The sequence below is a fragment of the Klebsiella sp. w6 genome, from assembly GCF_033100215.1.
Lineage (GTDB): Bacteria > Pseudomonadota > Gammaproteobacteria > Enterobacterales > Enterobacteriaceae > Klebsiella > Klebsiella variicola.
Window position 1 is genome coordinate 4336837 of the sequence record NZ_CP136907.1, and the last position, 21280, is coordinate 4358116.

Consider the following 21280-nt stretch of genomic DNA (forward strand, 5'->3'; position numbering starts at 1 on the left):
CGGCGAGTATGTTTAAGCAATACCTGCAAGTAACGAAACCAGGCATTATTTTTGGCAACCTGATCTCCGTGATCGGCGGTTTCCTGTTGGCCTCCAAAGGCCACATCGACTATCCGCTGTTCGTCTGGACGCTCCTTGGAGTATCCCTGGTGGTCGCCTCGGGTTGTGTATTCAACAACTACATCGACCGGGACATCGATCGTAAGATGGAACGGACGAAAAACCGGGTGCTGGTCAAAGGGCTGATCTCGCCAGAAGCTTCGCTGGTGTACGCCACCTTGCTGGGTATTGCTGGCTTCATGCTGCTGTGGTTCGGCGCAAATCCGCTGGCCTGCTGGCTGGGGGTGATGGGGTTCGTGGTTTATGTCGGCGTCTACAGCCTGTACATGAAACGCCACTCCGTCTATGGCACGCTGATTGGCTCACTCTCCGGCGCCGCGCCGCCGGTGATTGGCTACTGCGCGGTCACCGGTGATTTCGACAGCGGTGCGGCGATCCTGCTGGCTATCTTTAGCCTGTGGCAGATGCCTCACTCCTACGCCATCGCGATTTTCCGCTTTAAGGATTATCAGGCGGCGAACATTCCGGTGCTGCCGGTGGTGAAAGGCATTTCGGTCGCCAAAAACCATATTACGCTGTACATCGTTGCCTTTGCCGTGGCGACCCTGATGCTCTCGCTGGGCGGCTACGCCGGGTATAAATACCTGGTCGTGGCGGCAGCGGTCAGCGTCTGGTGGCTGGGCATGGCGCTGCGTGGCTATAAAGTGGCCGATGATAAAGTCTGGGCGCGTAAGCTGTTCGTCTTTTCCATCGTCGCCATCACCGCGCTGTCCGTGATGATGTCCGTTGACTTTATGGTGCCGGATTCACATAGCCTGCTGGCTTACGTGAGATAATCTCCCACTCCAGTGCGATATAAAGCCCCGTTTTTACGGGGCTTTTTCTTTTCTGCTTCCTCACCGCTTTCTTTCTCATTTCATACTCCCCTCCCCGCTTCCGGCCGTTTACGCTGCTCTCCTGCCAAAAAATGAGGAAAAAATGAGCTAATACACAGCGGACCTGACTCGCGCTGTGCACGACAGCAGTGCTACCTTTTGCACCGGGTTTACCCACCCATTTGGAAAATCATTACTACAAGGAATTGCAATGAAAGAGTTAACACTAAACGAAATGGAGTACATCTCCGGTGGCTTTAACCTGTTCGGCGCGGCCAGCGGCTTCGCCAGCTTTGTTGCCAACTCGGGCGTCGGCTTCACCTCTTTTGTTCTCACCTCCGGCAGCGCGTTTGCCTCCTTCGTCGGCGACAGCGCGATGGCGTTTGGTTCCTTCCTGACCGGGCAGTCAAACTGGGAAACCTTTGTGACCACTGGTAGCGAAAACTGGGGAAACTTTGTCCTCACCGCTGGCAAAAACTGGAACATCTTCGTAGATAACGCCGCCAGCAACTGGAACAGCTTCCTGAACAACGCGTCGGCGTAAGCAACATCTTTGAGGGCAGCGCATCTGCTGCCCTGTTTAGCTCACCAGCATCGCCTGCGCGCTGTAGAGCAGATCGAGATGGTCGTGACATAACGCTTCCAGCGATGTGCGCGATTGATGGCTGGTCAGACTCAGCGCGCCCCACCAGGTTCCTTCCCTGTCAGTTAACGGCACCGCCAGCACCAGCATGCCAATCTCAAACTCCTGTTCAATGGTGGCATAACCCTGGCGCCGCACCTGGGCGATTTTCTCCATCAGCAACGCGACGTCGGTCACCGTATAGGGCGTGCGTTGTTCCCGGGTAATACGCTGCAGAACTGCCTCGCACTCAGCTTCCGGCAGCGAAGCCAGCCATAACCGTCCCCCGGCGGTACAGAAGATGGGCACCCGCTCCCCAAGCCGAACCGACGTGGAGTTAAATGGCGTATGCCGGCTGCGGGCGATATAGACCAGCTCATCTTCATCCACCACCCCTACCGAGGCGTGCTCCTCGGTCCGGCTGGCGATGTATTCGACAATTGGCCGCACCATGCGGGGAAACTGCGCCGAATCGACGTAGGCCTGACCAAGCCGCAGCGTCTTCGGGGTAAGCCAGTAATAACGCCCATCGGTTTGCAGATAGCGCTCATGCAGCAACGTCAACAGAAAACGCCGCGCGGCGCTTTGCGTCAGGCCGCTCATTTTCGCCGCCTGGGCGACGGTGAGTTTTGGGCAGGTTTTGGAAAAAAGCTGGATTAACGCCAGCCCTTTTTGTAAACCGACGATCAGATCGCGTGGATGAATGGTGTTTTGCATATTCGCTCACATTTTTGCAACATCATTATCGATTTCCTGCGATTATCGCAGCGATCGTGCGATTAACAACCGACATGTCCGAATTCTGCGTTGTCGCTCCCAGCTTCCACTGAAATACTTTCACAACATTCATTTAACAAATGAGGTTTGAAATGGTCAGTGGAACTACCCAGGTTGTTGCCGTGATTGGTCATCCGATCGCCCAGGTCAAATCACCGGATAACTTCAACCGCTACTTTGCTGAACAGCACATGGACAGCGTCATGATCCCGGTGGATATCGCCCCGGACGCGGTAGTCGGCTACCTCAACGCTCTGCGTGGCTGGCAGAACATGACCGGCGTGCTGGTGACGGTGCCGCATAAGCAGCGCGCCGCCGCGCTGGTCGACGAGCTCACCCCCCGCGCCCGCCGACTCAACGCCATCAATGTGATCCGCAAATTGGCGGATGGCCGTTTGCAGGGCGATATGCTGGACGGCGTCGGCTTTCAGCTCGCCGCCGAGGCGCAGGGTTTTCAACCGGCAGGTAAGCAGGCGCTGCTCTCTGGCTGCGGCGGCGTCGGCAGCGCCATCGCCTGGGGACTGTGCGAGGCGGGGATCCGTCAGCTGGCCCTGCACGATCAAAACCCGACCACCCGGCAACGCCTGCATGACCTTCTGGCTGAGGCCTTCCCGGCGGTACAACTGAGCGCGCTGCCGGACACCCTTCACGGCGTCGATCTATTGGTTAATGGCTCGCCGGCCGGCATGGCCGGATTTGATGAGCTGCCCCTGCCGCAGGCGCTGCTGGATACGCTCGACAGCGCCACCCACGTGGCTGATGTTGTCACCGCCCCGGTGATGACGCCGTTGCTCACTTTCGCCGCCGCCCGCGGCTGCCGGGTGCAGACCGGGCCGGAAATGGCGCTGGCGCAGATGACGCTGATGGGCCAGTTTATCGGCGCCATCCCGCCGGCGCAGGGAGCGGCAGCATGAAGAGCTGGGATGTGATCGTCATCGGCAGCGGCGCCGCTGGCTTTGCCGCCGCGGTCACCGCCAGCTGCAAAGGGCTGTCGGTGCTGATGCTGGAGAAAGCCGGCCAGTTCGGCGGCACCTCGGCTATCTCCGGTGGCGCCGTGTGGCTGCACGATACCGATCAGGCGCGTGCGGCGGGTAAAAGCGGCAGCGCCGAGGCGATGAAAACCTACCTGCGGACCATTATCGGCGAGAGCCAGTACCGTGAAGATCTCGCCGAAGCGTTTGTTAGCGCCGGGCGTGAGGCGCTGGCCTTTCTCGATCGCGAGGGGGCGGTGAAATATAGCCTGCGCCCGCTCTCCCCTGATTACTATCCGGATGAACCCGGCGCGGTCGACGTCGGTCGTGCGCTGGAGGTGGTGGAGTATGACGGTCGTGAACTGGGGGACGCGTTTCGCGACCTGCGTTCACCGCCGCCGGGGATGTTGCTGTTTGGCGGGATGATGGTCAACCGCGTCGACATTCAACATTTTCTCGACATGCGGCGCTCGCTACGCTCCCTGGCCCATTGCACCCGGCTACTGCTGCGCTACGCCCGCGACCGGGTGAAGTACCCTCGCGGCACCCGCCTGGCGATGGGCAATGCGCTGATAGCCCGCATGGCGACAACGGCGCTGCGTAAAGGCATGAACCTGCGGCTGAATGTCAATGTTCTGGCGCTGTGCGAAGCGCAAGGCGCGGTCCGCGGGGTGGAGATTGAGTATCACGGGCAAAGAGAGACGCTGCGCGCCCGCCGCGGGGTGGTGCTGGCCGCAGGCGGCTTTGCCGCGGGCGCGCTGGCGGCGCGCTATCGGCCACATACCCGCGAACACTTCACCATGTCGCCGCCGGCCAACGATGGCGCCGCGCTGCATCTCGCGGCGGCGCTTAACGCTCGCGAGGGAGCCGATCGGGCCTCCAACTTTTTCTGGGCGCCAGTATCGGTGCTGACCCGGGCCGACGGCAGCGAGGAGCGCTTCCCCCATCTGGTAACCGACCGGGCCAAACCGGGCGTGATTGCCGTCAATCAGCGGGCGGTACGCTTCGTCAACGAGTCTAACTCCTATCACCATTTCGCCAGCGCGATGCAGCGCGCTACGGAAAATGCCCCCTGCTTTTTACTCTGCGACGCCCAGGCGATGAAGCGTTACGGCCTCGGGCTGGCACGCCCGGCGCCGGTCAATAATGACGCCCTGATCGCCGCCGGCTATCTGTACAAAGCCGACACCCTGGAGACGCTGGCGCAACAGCTTGGTCTGGATGCCCAAACGCTGAGCGAGACGGTTGCCCGCTACAACCGCGACGCCGCGCAGGGCGTGGATCGGGAATTTGCTAAAGGCGGCAACAGCTATAACCGGGCGATGGGCGATCCGGGTCAACAGCCTCACGCCTGTAACGCCCCCCTGCTCAGCGCGCCGTTCTATGCCATCAAACTCTATACCGGCGATCTGGGAACGTCGCGGGGCCTGGTCACCACCGCCGATGCACAGGTCGTCAACGTGGAAGGAAAACCCATCGCGGGGCTGTACGCGGTGGGAAATGACATGGATTCGCTGATGGCCGGCACCTACCCGGGTCCCGGCATCACCCTCGGCCCGGGGCTGACGTTTGGCTACCTCGCCGCCTGCCATCTGGCACAACACTCCCCCCACTAATCAGGAAAACATCATGATCTACGAAAAACGCACGTACACCATCAATCCGTTGAAAATGGCCGACTGGCTGGCGCTGTACCAAAGCGATGCCCTGGCGGTGCAGACCGACCATCTCGGCAAACTGATCGGTTTCTTTTTTACCGAGATCGGCGTGGTCAATCAGGTGGTGCACATCTGGGCTTATGAAAGCCTGGACGATCGCCTGGTGCGCCGCGCGCGAATGGCGCAGGACGAACGCTGGCAGACCTTTTCGCGGAAAAATCGCGAACTGGCCGCCGTTGAACGCCTGGAGTCGGTGCTGATGCGCCCCACCGCTTTTTCACCATTGCAGTAAGGAGTCCATCATGAGCAGGCCTGTGAAGGTGGATGTGCTGGTGGTCGGCTCCGGCGCGGCGGGACTCTCTGCCGCGGTCACCGCGGCCATGCACGGCGCCAGCGTCATGGTGGCGGAGAAAACGTCAGTACTCGGCGGGACCAGCGCCTGGTCCGGCGGCTGGCTGTGGATCCCCCGCAACCCGCTGGCGCGGGCGGAGGGCATCGACGAAGCGGCTGACGCCCCGCTGACCTATCTGCAGCATGAGATGGGGGGCGAAGCCGCCGACGTTCGCCTGCAGACCTTCCTGCGCCACGGGCCGGAGATGGTGGATTTTTTTCATCACAGGACGGCAGTGCAGTTTCTCTCAGGCAGTGCCATGCCGGACTTTCACGCGTCGCCGGGCGCGGCGAGCGGTGGGCGGTCGGTCACCGCTCAGCCCTACGATGGCCGTCAGCTCGGCGACTGGCTCCACCGACTGCGTCCGCCGCTGGAGACCATCAGCCTTGCCGGGATGGGCATCGCCGGCGGCGCGGATATGGCGCATTTTTTCAATGCCACCCGCTCGCCGCGCTCCGCGCTGTATGCCGTCCGCCGCCTGCTGCGCCACGGCTGGCAGCGGCTGCGCGCCGGACGAGGGCAGCATCTGGTCAATGGCAATGCGCTGGTCGCCCGTCTGCTGCGATCCGCCCTCGACGCCGGAGTGCGCTTTCAGCTCAATGCCCCGGTGGTCCGGCTGCTGCAGGGTCCGCAGGGTGTGTCCGGCGCGGTGCTGCGCAGCGACAGCGGGGAAATTCACGTCGAAGCAGGGGCCGTGGTGCTGGCCTGCGGCGGTTTTCCCCACGATCGGCAGCGGCTGGCGCAGGTGGTGCCCCACGCGGCGGAGGGTTACGGCCATTTTTCCGCCGCACCGCCGGACAATCAGGGCGAGGGGATCAGGCTTGGCGAATCCGTCGGCGGCCAGTTCGACACCCGCCTGCGCCACCCGCTGGCCTGGGCGCCGGTGTCCCGCATCACCCTGGCCAGCGGTCAGCAGCTGATGTTTCCCCACCTGGTGGAACGCGCCAAGCCCGGGGTGATCGCTGTCCTGCCCAACGGCAAACGCTTTGTTAACGAGGCCGACTCTTATCATGACTTTATCGCCGCCCTGCTGGCGGCCACACCCGCGGGCGACACGCCGCAGGCCTGGCTGCTGGCCGATCGTCGCGCGCTGCGTCGCTACGGCCTGGGCCATGCCAGACCGCTCCCCTTCACCCCCACCGCCTGGCTGCGTACCGGTTATCTGCAGCGGGGAAACACGCTGGGGGAGCTGGCGAAGCAGTGCGCCATCGACGCCAATGCGCTGGCGGAAACCGTTGAACGCTTTAACCACTTCGCCAGCACTGGCGAAGACGTCGATTTTCACCGCGGGGCATCAGCCTATAACCGCGCTCAGGGTGACCATCAGGTGACGCTCGGACCGCTGCGCGAAGGGCCGTTTTACGCGGTGCGCATTCTGCCCGGCTCGCTGGGCACCTTCAGCGGACTGCAAACCGACGAACACGCCCGGGTGCTGGATGGACAGCAGCAGCCGATACCGGGCCTGTTCGCCATCGGCAACGACATGTCGAGCGTGATGCGAGGCTATTACCCCAGCGGAGGGATAACCCTCGGACCCGCCATGACCTTCGGCTATCTGGTGGGTAAAAATCTGGCGGAAAACACAATAAAAACAAAGCAATAAACGACCAGGGACGGCAATACCCATAACTATCTTCACCTGCAACTGTACCGGAGCCCTTTATGAACATGCGTACCCTATCGCTCGCCGCGCTGACCCTGCTCGATGTCCCTCCTCCCGAACAGGTGCGGATAGCGGCCAGAACCGGTTTTACCCACGTTGGTCTGCGGCTGCTTCCCGCCACACCGGCCGACCCGGACTACGACATGCTGGGCGATACCCTCGCCGTCCGCGCGACGCTGTCTGCGCTGATGGAAACCGGCATCCGCGTCTCAGACGTGGAGATCGTCCGCCTGACCCCCGGGTTTACTCTCGACGATCGGCTGCAGCGGTTTATGGAGACTGCGGCGCGTCTTGGCGCCGGACAGGTGTTAGTCGCCGGCAATGATGACAACCTTCAGCGCAGCGCCGACAACCTGGCTATCCTCGCCGCGGCCGGTCGCCCCTATGGGCTGACCATGAACCTTGAGCCGATGCCCTGGACCCAACTGCGCACTATCGCCGATGCGCAGGCGATGATCGCCGCCAGCGGGCGGGAGGATATCGGCATCCTGGTGGACGCCCTTCATTTCTGGCGCGCGGGAGAATCGCTCGCCGCCCTCTCCAGCCTGCCCGCGCATCATCTCAACTATATGCAGCTCTGCGATGGCGCGGCGCAGAGGCCGGAGAGCGAACAGGAACTCATCCGTCAGGCCCGCTCGGCGCGCAACGTGCCAGGGGAAGGCGGTCTGGATCTGCACGGTCTAATGTCGGCCCTGCCGGCAACGCTGCCGGTCTCCCTCGAAGTGCCGCTCGACGGCGAGCAGGGCGCCTTGCCGCCGCTCCAGCGGGCGCAATTACTGTTCAATGCCGCGCAGCCCTACCTGCGCTCCTGCGCATAAGGAATACGCTATGACACAGACTCAACGCCTGGATGTCAGAGAGTTAATAAACCGTAACCCGCTGAGCCGCTTTCAAAAGCAGATCATTTTTCTCGGTTTTTGCGTTATCGCTCTCGATGGTTTTGATATCGCGATCATGGGGTTTATCGCCCCGACGCTAAAGCTGGAATGGGGGGTAAGCAACCACCAGCTAGGCCTGGTGATCAGCGCCGCGCTGATCGGCCTCGCGCTGGGGGCGATTTTCTCTGGCCCGCTCGCCGACTGGCTGGGGCGCAAGAAAATCATTATCAATAGCGTCTTTTTCTTCGGCTTCTGGACCATCGCCACCGCCTTCTCGCACAACATTGAACAGATGATGTTTTTCCGCTTTATGACCGGCCTGGGGTTGGGCGCCGCGATGCCAAACATCGGGACGCTGGTGTCGGAGTACGCTCCGGAACGCCAGCGTTCATTTATTATTACCGTCATCTTTTGCGGCTTCACCTTCGGCGCGGCGGCAGGAGGATTCTCAGCATCGTGGCTGATCCCGCAGTTTGGCTGGCACTCGCTGATGGCGCTCGGCGGCATTCTGCCGCTGCTGTTTGCCCCCCTGCTTATCTGGCTGCTGCCGGAGTCGGTTCGTTTTCTGGTGATCAAACAAGCGCCCGCCGCACGCATTCGCGCCATTCTTAACCGTCTCTATCCCGGACAAATCAGCGACAACGTGACATTTACCCTGCCGGCGCAGCCGGCGGCCGGCAACGCGATGCGCATTGTGCTCTCCCGCCAGTACGGCTTCGGCTCACTGATGCTATGGCTGGTCTACTTTATGGGGCTGTTCCTGGTCTATATCCTCGGTAGCTGGCTGCCAACGCTGGTTAAAGCGGTGGGAATGACCGTTAGCCAGGCGGCCATCATGACAGCGATCTACCAGGCGGGCGGCACCCTCGGCTCGCTGTTTGCCGGCTGGCTGATGGACAGGATCAACCCTCATCGCGCGCTGGGGATGATCTACGCCGTTGGCGGCCTGTTCACCATGGCGATGGGCTACGCCGCGGGCAGCTTTGCCTTGCTCTGTATGCTGGCGTTTATCAGCGGCGCCTGTCTGAACGGCGCTAATACCGGTATGAACGCCCTCTCCGCCCGCTACTATCCTACGCAGGCGCGGGCGACGGGATCCAGCTGGATGCATGGCGTCGGGCGCATCGGCGCCATTCTCAGCGCCTTTGCCGGTGCCGAGATGATGGCGCTCAACCTGCCCTTTGAAAGCGTCTTTTTGATCCTCGGTATCCCGGCAGCCCTCACCGTCGCAGGTCTGGCGGCGAAAGGCATCTTTGCGGCCGGTAATCCTCCCGCCGCTTCACCTTCCCCCGCGTCTGTGCGCGGAGCGTCATAGCGGCATCGGCTCCCCGGTGCAATCTGCGGATTGCACCGGCTCAGCGGCTAAAAAGAAAATTTATTTCATATTTAGTCGGAACGAAAAACACCCGCAAGAATCTGCTCTGCTCCGGGAGGCGATAAGCCCTCGCTCATCTTTTCAACGCAGCCCAAAAGAAACTTTCGCTAATTCGATCCCCCTCGCATATATGGAAAATAAATTCCACAACACAATTGAAACAGAACAAACATTTCCTTAAGTTAAGGTGAGTCTATCCGGATGCGCGTTGCCGCAGGCGTCGGCATTGAGCGCCTCAGAGTGCGAATGATTTCAAAAAGGAGAGCACCATGTTAAACGGCCTGAAACCCTTATCCCGCTCCCTGCGTTGGGGCATGGTCGGCGGCGGGGGAACCAGTCAGATCGGCTACAGCCACCGCTGTGCGGCGCTGCGTGACAATGTTTATACCCTGCTGGCCGGCGCGCTTGACGTCGATGCCGAGCGCGGGCGCGCGTTCGGCGAGCAACTGGGCATCGCGCCGGAGCGCTGCTACGCCGACTATCAGACCCTGTTTCGTGAAGAGGCGCAGCGCCCTGACGGCATCGAGGTCGTCTCGGTCACCACCCCGAACAATACCCATTTCGCCATCACCAAAGCGGCGCTGGAAGCGGGCCTCCACGTCATCTGTGAAAAGCCCCTCTGCTTTAGCGCCGAAGAAGCACGCGAGCTGGTGGACCTGAGCAAAAAACAGAACAAAATCGTCGGCGTCACCTACGGCTATGCCGGCTATCAGATGATCCAGCAGGCGCGGCAGATGATTGCCGATGGACTGCTCGGCGAGATCCGCATCGTCAATATGCAGTTCGCCCACGGCTTTCATAACCAGGCCGTCGAGCTGCAGGCTGAATCCACCCGCTGGCGCGTGACGCCGAAGTTTGCCGGGCCCAGCTATGTGTTGGGCGATCTGGCCACCCATCCGCTGTTTGTCGCCGAAACCATGGCGCCGCAGCTCAATATCAAACGGCTGATGTGCTCCCGCCAGAGCTTTGTCCCCTCCCGCGCGCCGCTGGAAGATAACGCCTTTGTCCTGATGGAATATGACAACGGCGCGGTTGGCTCGATGTGGACCAGCGCGGTCAACAGCGGCGCCATGCACTCGCAAAAAGTGCGTATCGTCGGTGAAAAAGCGAGTATCGAATGGTGGGATGAGCATCCTAACCAGCTCAGCTATGAGGTGCAGGGCGAGCCGGCGCGGATTCTTGAGCGCGGGATGCCCTACCTGTCGCCGAACGCGCTGGCGGATGACCGCATCGGCGGCGGCCATCCGGAAGGGCTATTCGAAGCCTGGGCCAACCTCTATCGCCGCTATGCGCAGGCGATTGACGCCACGGACCGTGACGATCGCGCTTTCCTGCAAGACTTCTGGTATCCGGACGTTGAAGCCGGGCTGCACGGCGTCTATTGGGTCGAACAGTGCGTCAAATCGGCTGACGCTGGCAGTCAGTGGGTTGACTTTACTTTACCTTAATTTTTCCCCTCGCCAGTGGAGTCCCCCTCCACTGGTTTATTGATTTTTACCAACTTGTCTCATCGCGCAACAGCCCCGTAATATCTGTTAAACAAACATTTATTTACGCTTCTTACCCCCCGCCGCTACACTAGGCGCAGTTTTTATATTGAGGTGGTAATGAACGATAACAAAATGACGCCAGGGGAACTGCGCGCGACCTGGGGTTTGGGGACGGTATTCTCCCTGCGCATGCTTGGCATGTTTATGGTCCTGCCGGTTCTGACCACGTATGGCATGGCGTTGCAGGGCGCCAGTGAAGCGCTGATTGGCCTGGCGATCGGTATCTACGGCCTGGCGCAGGCGATTTTCCAAATCCCCTTCGGACTGTTATCTGACCGTATTGGCCGTAAGCCGCTGATCGTCGGCGGCCTGCTCATCTTTGTACTCGGCAGCGTCATCGCCGCGCTCACCGACTCTATCTGGGGCATCATTCTTGGCCGCGCCCTGCAGGGCTCCGGCGCTATCGCCGCCGCGGTCATGGCTTTGCTATCCGATCTCACTCGCGAACAGAACCGCACCAAAGCGATGGCCTTTATCGGCGTCAGCTTCGGCGTCACCTTCGCCATCGCCATGGTGCTGGGGCCGATTGTCACCCACCAGCTGGGTCTGCACGCGCTGTTCTGGATGATCGCCATTCTGGCGACCATCGGCATCCTGCTCACCCTGTGGGTGGTGCCCAACAGCCATAACCACGTGCTCAACCGCGAATCCGGGATGGTGAAGGGCTGCTTTAGCAAAGTACTGGTGGAACCACGCCTGCTGAAGCTCAACTTTGGCATCATGTGCCTGCACATCATGCTGATGTCGACCTTTGTCGCGCTGCCCGGCCAACTGGAGGCTGCTGGCTTTCCGGCCGCCGAGCACTGGAAGATTTACCTGGTCACCATGGTTATCTCGTTCATCTCGGTGGTGCCGTTTATCATCTATGCCGAAGTGAAGCGCAAAATGAAGCGCGTCTTCCTGCTCTGCGTCGCCATCCTGCTGATTGCGGAAATTGTCCTCTGGGGCGCTGGAGGCTACTTCTGGGAACTGGTGGCGGGCGTCCAGCTCTTCTTCCTGGCGTTTAACCTGCTGGAAGCGCTGCTGCCATCGTTAATTAGCAAGGAGTCGCCGGCGGGCTATAAAGGCACCGCAATGGGCGTCTACTCCACCAGCCAGTTCCTCGGCGTGGCGATTGGCGGCGCGCTTGGCGGCTGGGTCGATGGTTTCTTTGATTCGCAAACCGTGTTCTTGCTGGGCGCCCTGCTGGCAATGCTGTGGCTGCTGGTGGCCAGTACCATGAGCGAGCCGCCGTACGTCAGCAGCCTGCGGGTGGAGGTGCCGGATGGCGTGGTGGTCGACAGCGCGCTACAGACGCGTCTGCTGAACGCCAACGGGGTTCATCAGGCGCTGGTGGTGCCTGAGGAGCGCTCGGTGTATATCAAAATCGACAGCAAGGTCACCAACCGCTTCGAGATCGAGCAGCTCATCAAAGGGGTATAAAAAAAGCGGGGAATTCCCCGCTTTTTGCTGTCTGCCGCCGCGTTAGTCGCGGAAGTTTTTGAACTGGAACGGCTGCCCCAGATCGCCGCCGCGCACCAGCGCCATCACCGACTGCAGATCGTCGCGGGACTTACCGGTCACGCGGATCTCTTCGCCCTGAATCTGCGCCTGCACTTTCAGCTTGCTGTCTTTGATCAGTTTGACGATCTTCTTCTGCACCGCGCTTTCAATGCCCTGCTTCAGCTTCGCTTCAACAAACCAGGTTTTACCGCTGTGCACGATATCTTCCGGCACGTCGAGGGAGGTACCTTCAATGCCGCGCTTAAGCAGCTTAGCGCGCAGGATATCCAGCAGCTGGTTCACCTGGAAGTCAGACTCACTCAGCACCTTAATGGTTTTGTTGGCGTCGTTTAATTCAAAAGTGGCTTCAACGCCACGAAAATCAAAACGCGACTCGACTTCGCGGCTCGCGTTGTCCACCGCGTTACGGGCTTCCTGAAGATCAACTTCAGAGACAATATCGAAAGATGGCATCTTTTCCTCTCCTTCCGTTTCTTTTGCGTTGCATAATACCTGCAACGCGGCATAACTCAACTTGTTATCCCGGAAGCTTAGCTGATTACGCAACGCTCGCGCTATTTCCCCGTGCTGCCCGACGACGCCGAATCCCCCTTTCCGTCCGACAATGCGAAAAGCGACGAGATAGACTTTAGCCATCAGCGCCTGGGGTAGCGGCAGATGAGGAGGAACAATGAAAGTAACCGTACTGGGATGCGGTGCACTGGGACAACTATGGCTGACCGCGTTGTGCAAACAGGGACATGAAGTCCAGGGCTGGCTACGCGTACCGCAGCCATTCTGTAGCGTCAATGTCATTGAAACCGACGGCTCGGTGTTCAACGAGTCACTGACGGCCAACGACCCCGATTTTCTCGCCAGCAGCGAGCTGCTGATCGTCACCTTAAAGGCCTGGCAGGTGTCGAATGCGGTGAAGCACCTGGCCGGGATCCTGCCGGTCACTACGCCAATTGTGCTGGTGCATAACGGCATGGGCACCGTCGAGGAGCTGCGCGGCGTGAAACAGCCTTTGCTGCTGGCCTCCACCACCCAGGCAGCGCGTCGCGACGGGAATGTGATCATCCACGTCGCCCAGGGCACCACCCATATCGGTCCGGCGAAAAGCTACGAGGAGGACTACAGCTATCTCGCGGAAGTCCTGCAAAGCGTACTGCCGGATGTCGCCTGGCACAACCATATCTACTCGGCCACCTGGCGCAAGCTGGCGGTAAACTGCGTCATTAATCCTCTGACCGCCCTCAAAGGATGTAAAAACGGCGATCTGCGCCACTATCCGCAGGAGGTTGCCGCCATTTGCCAGGAAGTGGCGGCGGTGATGGAGCGCGAAGGTATTCATACCTCGGCGGAAAACCTGCTATTTTATGTCGAACAGGTGATTGAAAGTACGGCAGAAAATATCTCATCCATGCTGCAGGACATCCGCGCCCAGCGGCACACGGAGATCGACTATATCACCGGTTTTCTGCTCAACCGCGCCCGCGCCCACGGCGTTGCCGTACCGGAAAACGCCCGCTTATTTGAATTGATCAAGCGTAAGGAGAATGAATATGAGCGCGTCGGCACTGATTTGCCTCGCCCCTGGTAGCGAAGAGACCGAAGCGGTCACCACTATTGATCTGCTGGTCCGCGGCGGAGTGAAGGTAACCACCGCCAGCGTCGCCAGCGACGGCGGCCTGACCATCGTCTGCTCGCGCGGCGTCAAACTGCTGGCGGATGCGCCGCTGGTCGAGGTGGCCGATGGCGATTTCGATATCATCGTCCTCCCGGGCGGCATCAAGGGCGCAGAGTGCTTCCGCGACAGCCCGCTGTTGGTGGAAACCGTCCGACAGTTCCACCTCTCAGGCCGCATTGTGGCCGCCATCTGCGCCGCCCCGGCGACCGTGCTGGTGCCCCATCAGCTGTTCCCAATCGGTAACATGACCGGTTTTCCGGCGCTGAAGGAACATATCCCCGCCGATCAGTGGCAGGATAAACGGGTGGTCTGGGATCCACGGGTGAATCTGTTAACCAGCCAGGGACCGGGGACATCGATTGATTTCGCCCTGAAAATGATTGACCTGTTGGTGGGTCGCGAGAAAGCGTATGAGGTCGCCTCGCAGCTGGTAATGGCCGCCGGCATCTATAATTACTACGAAGCCTGATAGCCGGTCCGCGCCGCGGACTGGCTCCCCTTTTCCTGAGGAGTCGTAGCATGTCCCGTAGCGCAACCGATTCTCGCGATCTTGTCATCAGCCGCCTGCTCAGCGCGCCAGCCTCTGCCCTGTGGCGCGCGTGGGCCGACCCGGCATTACTCAAAACCTGGTGGTGCCCGAAGCCCTGGTCTACTGAGGTGCTGGCCTTTGATTTTCGCTCTGGCGGGGCTTTTCATACCGTGATGCACGGCCCTGACGGTGAACGCAGCGATAATCCCGGCTGTTTTCTTGCGGTCATCCCGCAACAAAAAATCGTCATGACCTCGATGCTGACGGCGGATTATCGTCCTGCCGTGTCCCCTTTTGCCATGACGGCCATCATCACCTTTGCCGACGAAAAAGACGGATGTCGCTATACGGCCACGGTGCTGCATGCGGATGATGAAACTCGCGAGCAGCATGAGCAGATGGGATTTTTTGAGGGCTGGAATATTGTCATCGATCAGCTGAATGACCTGGCGATGACCCTGCGCTAATGCGCTGGCCCGGGGATGACAAAAAGGCCTTCCATCGGGGAAGGCCTTTTTCAATATGGATGGCAACCCGTTACGGGCGATAAACTTTCACGTTGCTGAAGCCCTGCTCGCGCAGATAGAGCGCCTGCAGACGGCTCATCACCCCGCGCTCGCACCACAGCAGCCAGGTTTTGCTCTGATCGAGATCGCCAAATTTGGTGCTCAGCTTGTAGAACGGCAGCGAAACGACCTCAACGCCCTCGACCTTCAGCGGCTTGTCTTCCTGCTCGTCAATGGAGCGGATGTCGAGGATCGCGTCGTTAGCGCCAAAGCCGGTCACGGTTTCCACTTCAACCACGGCGGCTTCCGTCTGCTGGGCAATATCGCGAATGTCGATATTGCTCGCCTCTTCCACCACTTTATCGAGGATGCTGAAATCGAAGTGTTCTTCCTCCGCTTCAATCTTCGCCTTCACCGCCTTCACGGTCGGGCTCTTCGAGATCACGCCGCAGTATTCCGGCATGGTGCGGGCGAAATCTTCCGTGCCGATCTCACGCGCCAGGTCGATGATGTGCTCTTTATCGTGCGAAATCAGCGGGCGCAGGATCAGAGTATCGGAGACATTGTCGATCAGACGCAGGTTAGTGAGGGTCTGACTGGAAACCTGGCCCAGCGCTTCGCCGGTGACCAGCGCCTGCACGCCGTAGCGTTCCGCGACTTTTGACGCGGCGCGGACCATCATGCGCTTGAGCACGACGCCCATCTGACCGTCGTCCACTTTTTCGAGGATTTCGCCGACCACGGGCTCAAAGTTAATCGCCACAAAGCGAACACGGTGCGAGCTGCCGAAGCGGTTCCACAGGTAATGCGCGACCTGGCGAACGCCAATCTCATGGGCGGCGCCGCCAAGGTTAAAGAAGCAGTAGTGCACGCGGCAGCCGCGGCGCATCAGCATATAGCTGGATACGCCGGAGTCAAAGCCGCCGGAGATCAGCGACAGCACATCTTCCTGGGTGCCGATCGGGAAGCCGCCGATGCCTTCATAGCGGCCTTTCACCAGCAGCAGGCGATCGTTTTCAATCTCGAGATTGACGGTGACGTCCGGGTCGGTCAGCTTCACGCGCGCCGTTTCAATATGCTGATTCAGACCGCCGCCGACGTAGCGTTCCACCTCAATGGAGGTGAATTCATGTTTGCCGCGACGCTTCACACGCACGCAGAAGGTTTTGCCTTCCAGCGCCTCGCGCCACAGCGGCAGCGTCTTTTCAAAAATATCGTGCAGCGAGGTGAACGGTACGTCTTCGACTTCCAGAATATGGTGGATGCCGGGGATACGGGTCAGCGCATCGCGAATAGCCGGGCGCTGATTTTCATCTTTCGCGCGAACTTCGATATGATCCCAATGACGGACGACGGCCAGCGTCTCGTCATAGTTTTTGAGAACGTTACGAATGTTCCCGGTTAAGATTTTAATGAAGCGCAACCGCACAGATTGGCTTTTGATGGTGATTTCCGGGAACAATTTAATGATAAACTTCATGGCGACAATAGTTCGTTGGCAAGCCCGACGGGGCTATAAGCAAAAGTTGTAAAGCAGCGCACACCGGTGCCTGCATCCTGGGCGCGGAGTATATCACCATTGCGCGTTATTTGCTTACACGCGTGACTTCGTTACCATACCCGGTATTGCCGTCGCGACATAACAAGAGTCTACATTCACTATGCCAAAGAAAAATGAGGCCCCGGCCAGCTTTGAAACTGCTCTGGGCGAACTGGAGCAGATCGTTAACCGTCTGGAAAGCGGCGATTTGCCGTTAGAGGAAGCGCTAAGCGAATTTGAGCGCGGCGTACAGCTGGCGCGCCAGGGGCAAAGTCAGCTGCAGAAGGCCGAACAGCGCGTGCAGATCCTGCTGGCGGATAGTGAAGATTCCCCGACCACGCCTTTTACGCCGGACGCTGAATAAAATGGATTTCCCGCAACAATTGCAGGCCTGTGTGGAACAGGCTAATGGGGCATTGCGCCGTTTTATCGCGCCGCAGCCCTTTCAGAACACTCCGCTGGTGGAAGCGATGCATTATGGCGCACTCTTAGGCGGTAAACGCCTGCGCCCCTTCCTTGTCTATGCCACCGGCGCGATGTTCGGCGTCAGCCGCACCACGCTCGATGCCCCCGCCGCGGCGGTCGAATGTATTCATGCTTATTCCCTGATGCATGATGATTTGCCGGCGATGGATGATGACGATCTGCGTCGCGGACTGCCGACCTGTCATATTAAATTTGGCGAAGCCAACGCAATTCTTGCGGGAGATGCCCTGCAAACGCTGGCGTTCTCTATACTGAGTGATGCGCCGATGGCCGACGTCTCTGATCGGGACCGGCTGGCGATGGTCTCCGAACTGGCGCAGGCCAGCGGCGTGGCGGGTATGTGCGGCGGCCAGGCGCTGGATCTGGAGGCGGAAGGACAGCAGGTGGATCTGCAGGCGCTGGAGCGTATCCATCGCCACAAAACGGGGGCGTTGATCCGCGCCGCCGTCCGGATGGGGGCGCTGAGCGCCGGCGAACGCGGCCGCGCTGCCCTGCCCGCGCTGGATCGCTATGCGGAAAATATCGGTCTTGCCTTCCAGGTCCAGGATGACATTCTCGACGTGGTAGGGGATACTGCGACCCTTGGCAAACGTCAGGGTGCCGACCAGCAATTGGGTAAAAGCACCTATCCCGCCCTCCTGGGTCTTGAGCAAGCCCGGAAGAAAGCGCACGACCTGATCGCTGATGCCCGCCGGTCGTTAGATGAGCTGGCCGCACAATCTCTGGATACTTCGGCACTGGAAGCGCTCGCGAATTACATTATTCAGCGCGATAAATAAACAATAAATGAGTCTCTGATGAGTTTTGATATTGCCAAATACCCGACCCTGGCGCTGGTAGATTCCACCCAGGAGTTGCGCCTGTTGCCAAAAGAGAGCCTGCCGAAGCTGTGTGATGAGCTGCGGCGCTATCTGCTGGACAGCGTCAGCCGCTCCAGCGGTCACTTTGCCTCTGGCCTCGGCACGGTGGAACTGACCGTGGCGCTGCACTACGTGTATAACACGCCGTTCGATCGCCTGATCTGGGACGTCGGCCATCAGGCCTACCCGCATAAAATTCTGACCGGCCGCCGGGACAAAATCGGCACCATTCGCCAGAAAGGCGGCCTGCACCCCTTCCCGTGGCGCGGTGAAAGCGAGTATGACGTGCTGAGCGTCGGCCACTCCTCGACCTCCATTTCCGCCGGTATCGGGGTGGCTATCGCCGCCGCGAAAGAGGATAAGCAGCGGCGCGCAGTGTGCGTGATTGGCGACGGGGCGATCACCGCCGGCATGGCGTTTGAAGCGATGAACCACGCCGGGGATATCAAACCCGACCTGCTGGTGGTGCTGAATGACAATGAAATGTCGATTTCCGAGAACGTTGGCGCGCTGAACAATCATCTGGCGCAGCTGCTCTCCGGCAAGCTCTACTCCACCCTGCGCGAAGGGGGTAAAAAGGTCTTCTCCGGGGTGCCGCCGATTAAAGAACTGCTTAAACGAACCGAAGAACATATCAAAGGGATGGTGGTGCCGGGCACGCTGTTTGAAGAGCTGGGCTTTAACTACATCGGGCCGGTCGATGGCCACGATGTGCTCGGTCTGGTCAGCACGCTGAAGAACATGCGCGACCTGAAAGGCCCGCAGTTCCTGCATATTATGACCAAAAAGGGCCGCGGCTATGAGCCTGCCGAGAAAGACCCGATCACCTTCCATGCGGTGCCAAAATTCGACCATACCAGCGGCGTACTGCCCAAAAGCAGCGGCGGTCTCCCTTCCTACTCGAAAATCTTCGGCGACTGGCTGTGCGAAACGGCGGCCAAAGACAGCAAGCTGATGGCGATCACGCCGGCGATGCGCGAAGGTTCAGGGATGGTGGAGTTTTCGAAGAAATTCCCCGATCAGTACTTTGACGTCGCCATTGCCGAGCAGCATGCGGTCACCTTCGCCGCCGGGCTGGCGATTGGCGACTACAAGCCGGTGGTGGCGATCTACTCCACCTTCCTGCAGCGAGCCTACGATCAGGTGATCCACGATGTGGCTATCCAGAAGCTGCCGGTGCTGTTTGCTATCGACCGTGCCGGGATTGTCGGCGCAGACGGCCAGACGCATCAGGGAGCGTTCGATCTCTCCTTCCTGCGCTGTATTCCGGATATGGTGGTGATGACCCCGAGCGATGAAAATGAATGTCGCCAGATGCTGCATACCGGCTACCATTACAGCGACGGCCCCTGCGCCGTGCGCTATCCGCGCGGTAGCGGCACCGGCGCGACGCTCGAGCCGCTGGCATCGCTGCCGATCGGCAAAGGGATGGTGAAACGTCAGGGCGAGAAAATAGCGATCCTCAACTTTGGCACCCTGCTGCCGGAAGCCGCGGCGGTAGCGGATAAACTCAACGCGACCCTCGTGGATATGCGCTTTGTGAAGCCGCTGGATACGGCGCTGATCCTGCAGCTGGCCGGCGAACACGACGCGCTGGTGACGCTGGAAGAGAACGCCATCATGGGCGGCGCCGGCAGCGGCGTGAACGAAGTGCTGATGGCCCATCGCCGGGCGGTACCGGTGCTCAATATTGGCCTGCCGGATTATTTTATTCCTCAGGGCACTCAGGAAGAGATCCGCGCCGACCTCGGCCTTGATGCCGCCGGTATTGAAGCCAAAATCCGCGACTGGCTGGCATAATTGCCCCTTCCGCTCCTGCTATGCTTAAGGGATACCCTTGATGAATAGCAGGAGCGCACTATGCACTATATCCCCCTCGGTGATACTGCCTTACGGGTTTCCCGACTCTGCCTCGGCTGCATGACCTTCGGCGAGCCGGACCGCGGCAGACACGCCTGGACGCTTCCGGAAGAGAGCAGCCGCCCGCTTATCCAGCACGCCATTGAAGGCGGCATCAACTTCTTCGATACCGCAAACAGCTACTCCGACGGCAGCAGTGAAGAGATCGTTGGCCGCGCCCTGCGCGACTTTGCCCGCCGTGATGAGGTGGTTGTCGCCACCAAAGTGTATCACCAGGTCGGCGATCTGGCGGAAGGGCTTTCCCGGGCGCAGATCCTGCGCTCCATCGACGACAGCCTGCGCCGTCTTGGGATGGACTATGTCGACCTGCTGCAGATCCACCGCTGGGACTATACCACCCCGATTGAAGAGACCCTCGAAGCGCTGGACGAGGTGGTGAAAGCCGGCAAAGCGCGCTATATCGGCGCCTCGTCCATGCATGCCCGACAATTTGCCCAGGCGCTGGCGCTCCAGCAGCAGAACGGCTGGGCGCGCTTTGTCACCATGCAGGATCACTACAATCTGATATACCGGGAAGAAGAGAATGAGATGCTGCCACTGTGTCAGCACAACGGCGTGGCGGTGATCCCGTGGAGCCCGCTGGCGCGCGGCAGACTGACCCGCCCCTGGGGAGAGACCACCGCCCGGCTGGTTTCGGATGAGTTCGGCAAAACGCTTTACAGCACCAGCGAAGAAAACGACGCGCAGATCGCCGGGAATCTCGCGGACGTGGCGGAAGAACTCGACGCCAGCCGCGCCCAGGTCGCCCTCGCCTGGCTGTTAAGTAAACCTGGCGTTGCCGCGCCGATTATCGGTCCCTCGCGTCAGGAACAGCTCGACGACCTGCTGCAGGCGGTGGATTTGACGCTTTCTCCGGAACAGATCGACAAGCTGGAGGCGCCGTATCAGCCGCATCCGGTGGTGGGATTTAAGTAACAAGTGTGGTTTCCCCGGCAGCATGATGCTACCGGGGAGAGACGATTAAAGCAGACCGATGGGCCAGTGATGGCCAATGACATACAGCACGCCGGCCGAGATCACGCCGGCGACGATATCGTCGACCATAATCCCCATTCCGCCGTGGATATTGCGGTCAAACCAGCGAATCGGCCACGGCTTCCACATATCGAAGATACGGAAAATCACGAAGCCAGCGGCCACCCACTGCCAGTCCAGGGTCGGCAACGCCATCAGGGTGATCCACATCCCGACAAACTCATCCCAGACTATACTGCCGTGGTCATGGGTGCCCATATCTTTGGCCGTGCGATGGCACAGATAGACGCCAATACAGATGCTCATCATCACCACCAGCGAGTAGAGCTGCCAGGGGAGAAAGGTCATCAGATACCAGAACGGGATCGCCGCCAGCGACCCCATCGTCCCCGGCACCACCGGGCTTAAGCCGCTGCCAAAGCCAGTCGCCAGCAGATGCCACGGGTTACGCATGCTCAGGCGGCGTAACGCC

General features: G+C 60.0%; 21 protein-coding genes. 17 read left to right on the plus strand and 4 right to left on the minus strand.

All coding sequences use genetic code 11. The features are described from left to right. Positions 1 to 8 precede the first annotated feature (8 nt). Positions 9 to 896, plus strand: a complete 888-nt coding sequence (cyoE, locus tag R0140_RS21285; RefSeq protein WP_002891629.1) for a heme o synthase — start codon at positions 9 to 11, stop codon at positions 894 to 896. A gap of 250 nt (positions 897 to 1146) precedes the next feature. Then, positions 1147 to 1479, plus strand: a complete 333-nt coding sequence (locus R0140_RS21290; RefSeq protein ID WP_004177255.1) for a hypothetical protein — start codon at positions 1147 to 1149, stop codon at positions 1477 to 1479. A 36-nt stretch (positions 1480 to 1515) separates the two neighbouring features. Here the strand turns inward: R0140_RS21290 and R0140_RS21295 are convergent, their stop codons facing one another. Then, positions 1516 to 2274 (minus strand): IclR family transcriptional regulator domain-containing protein, encoded by a 759-nt coding sequence (locus tag R0140_RS21295; protein ID WP_004177256.1) that lies wholly within the window; start codon positions 2272 to 2274, stop codon positions 1516 to 1518. 152 nt (positions 2275 to 2426) lie between these two features. Here R0140_RS21295 and R0140_RS21300 point away from each other — a divergent pair, with 152 nt between their 5' ends. The 8 genes from R0140_RS21300 (at position 2427) to R0140_RS21335 (ending at position 12242) form a co-directional block, all read left to right on the plus strand. Then, a complete protein-coding gene (locus R0140_RS21300) occupies positions 2427 to 3248 on the plus strand; it encodes a shikimate dehydrogenase family protein (RefSeq protein WP_077139066.1) in 822 nt (273 codons plus the stop codon). After that, complete coding sequence (locus tag R0140_RS21305) at positions 3245 to 4921, plus strand: FAD-dependent oxidoreductase (RefSeq protein WP_317703890.1); 1677 nt, start codon at positions 3245 to 3247, stop codon at positions 4919 to 4921. Before R0140_RS21300 ends, R0140_RS21305 begins: the two co-directional genes overlap by 4 nt. A gap of 13 nt (positions 4922 to 4934) precedes the next feature. Then, entirely contained in the window at positions 4935 to 5255 is a 321-nt protein-coding gene (locus tag R0140_RS21310; RefSeq protein WP_004204812.1) for an NIPSNAP family protein, read from the plus strand. Positions 5256 to 5265: 10 nt separating this feature from the next. Then, entirely contained in the window at positions 5266 to 6957 is a 1692-nt protein-coding gene (locus R0140_RS21315; protein WP_177341839.1) for an FAD-dependent oxidoreductase, read from the plus strand. A 59-nt stretch (positions 6958 to 7016) separates the two neighbouring features. Next, on the plus strand, positions 7017 to 7835 hold the full coding sequence (locus R0140_RS21320) for a sugar phosphate isomerase/epimerase family protein (protein WP_064160672.1): 819 nt from the start codon (positions 7017 to 7019) through the stop codon (positions 7833 to 7835). A gap of 10 nt (positions 7836 to 7845) precedes the next feature. After that, positions 7846 to 9210: an MFS transporter gene (locus R0140_RS21325; protein WP_012968830.1), complete on the plus strand. Its 1365-nt coding sequence runs from the start codon at positions 7846 to 7848 to the stop codon at positions 9208 to 9210. 329 nt (positions 9211 to 9539) lie between these two features. After that, on the plus strand, positions 9540 to 10718 hold the full coding sequence (locus R0140_RS21330) for a Gfo/Idh/MocA family protein (RefSeq protein ID WP_008805388.1): 1179 nt from the start codon (positions 9540 to 9542) through the stop codon (positions 10716 to 10718). Positions 10719 to 10877: 159 nt separating this feature from the next. Beyond that, a complete protein-coding gene (locus tag R0140_RS21335) occupies positions 10878 to 12242 on the plus strand; it encodes an MFS transporter (protein WP_012542696.1) in 1365 nt (454 codons plus the stop codon). 42 nt (positions 12243 to 12284) lie between these two features. Here the strand turns inward: R0140_RS21335 and R0140_RS21340 are convergent, their stop codons facing one another. Continuing rightward, positions 12285 to 12776, minus strand: a complete 492-nt coding sequence (locus R0140_RS21340; protein WP_002891465.1) for a YajQ family cyclic di-GMP-binding protein — start codon at positions 12774 to 12776, stop codon at positions 12285 to 12287. 217 nt (positions 12777 to 12993) lie between these two features. Between R0140_RS21340 and panE the strand changes: the two genes are divergently transcribed. Genes panE through R0140_RS21355 form a run of 3 tightly spaced genes read left to right on the plus strand, consistent with a single transcriptional unit; the run spans position 12994 to position 14988 of the window. Beyond that, a complete protein-coding gene (gene panE, locus R0140_RS21345) occupies positions 12994 to 13905 on the plus strand; it encodes a 2-dehydropantoate 2-reductase (RefSeq protein WP_008805385.1) in 912 nt (303 codons plus the stop codon). After that, positions 13868 to 14461, plus strand: a complete 594-nt coding sequence (gene yajL / locus R0140_RS21350; protein WP_008805384.1) for a protein deglycase YajL — start codon at positions 13868 to 13870, stop codon at positions 14459 to 14461. The genes panE and yajL overlap by 38 nt, the downstream gene beginning before the upstream one ends. 50 nt (positions 14462 to 14511) lie before the next feature. Beyond that, complete coding sequence (locus R0140_RS21355; RefSeq protein WP_008805383.1) at positions 14512 to 14988, plus strand: SRPBCC family protein; 477 nt, start codon at positions 14512 to 14514, stop codon at positions 14986 to 14988. Between the two features lie 70 nt (positions 14989 to 15058). Here R0140_RS21355 and thiI read toward each other — a convergent pair whose 3' ends face one another. Continuing rightward, a complete protein-coding gene (gene thiI, locus R0140_RS21360; RefSeq protein WP_008805382.1) occupies positions 15059 to 16507 on the minus strand; it encodes a tRNA uracil 4-sulfurtransferase ThiI in 1449 nt (482 codons plus the stop codon). A gap of 181 nt (positions 16508 to 16688) precedes the next feature. Here thiI and xseB point away from each other — a divergent pair, with 181 nt between their 5' ends. From xseB to R0140_RS21380, 4 genes are read left to right on the plus strand one after another with little or no spacing between them, the layout of a single operon-like run. Continuing rightward, positions 16689 to 16931, plus strand: a complete 243-nt coding sequence (gene xseB, locus R0140_RS21365; RefSeq protein ID WP_002891398.1) for an exodeoxyribonuclease VII small subunit — start codon at positions 16689 to 16691, stop codon at positions 16929 to 16931. A gap of 1 nt (position 16932) precedes the next feature. Then, a complete protein-coding gene (ispA, locus tag R0140_RS21370) occupies positions 16933 to 17832 on the plus strand; it encodes a (2E,6E)-farnesyl diphosphate synthase (RefSeq protein WP_008805381.1) in 900 nt (299 codons plus the stop codon). Positions 17833 to 17850: 18 nt separating this feature from the next. Then, a complete protein-coding gene (gene dxs / locus R0140_RS21375; protein ID WP_008805380.1) occupies positions 17851 to 19713 on the plus strand; it encodes a 1-deoxy-D-xylulose-5-phosphate synthase in 1863 nt (620 codons plus the stop codon). Positions 19714 to 19773: 60 nt separating this feature from the next. Beyond that, positions 19774 to 20748: an aldo/keto reductase gene (locus R0140_RS21380; protein ID WP_016160373.1), complete on the plus strand. Its 975-nt coding sequence runs from the start codon at positions 19774 to 19776 to the stop codon at positions 20746 to 20748. 45 nt (positions 20749 to 20793) lie between these two features. On the opposite strand, the gene pgpA is transcribed toward R0140_RS21380, so the two are convergent. Next, positions 20794 to 21261 (minus strand): phosphatidylglycerophosphatase A, encoded by a 468-nt coding sequence (gene pgpA, locus R0140_RS21385; RefSeq protein WP_004204830.1) that lies wholly within the window; start codon positions 21259 to 21261, stop codon positions 20794 to 20796. Positions 21262 to 21280: the final 19 nt, after the last annotated feature.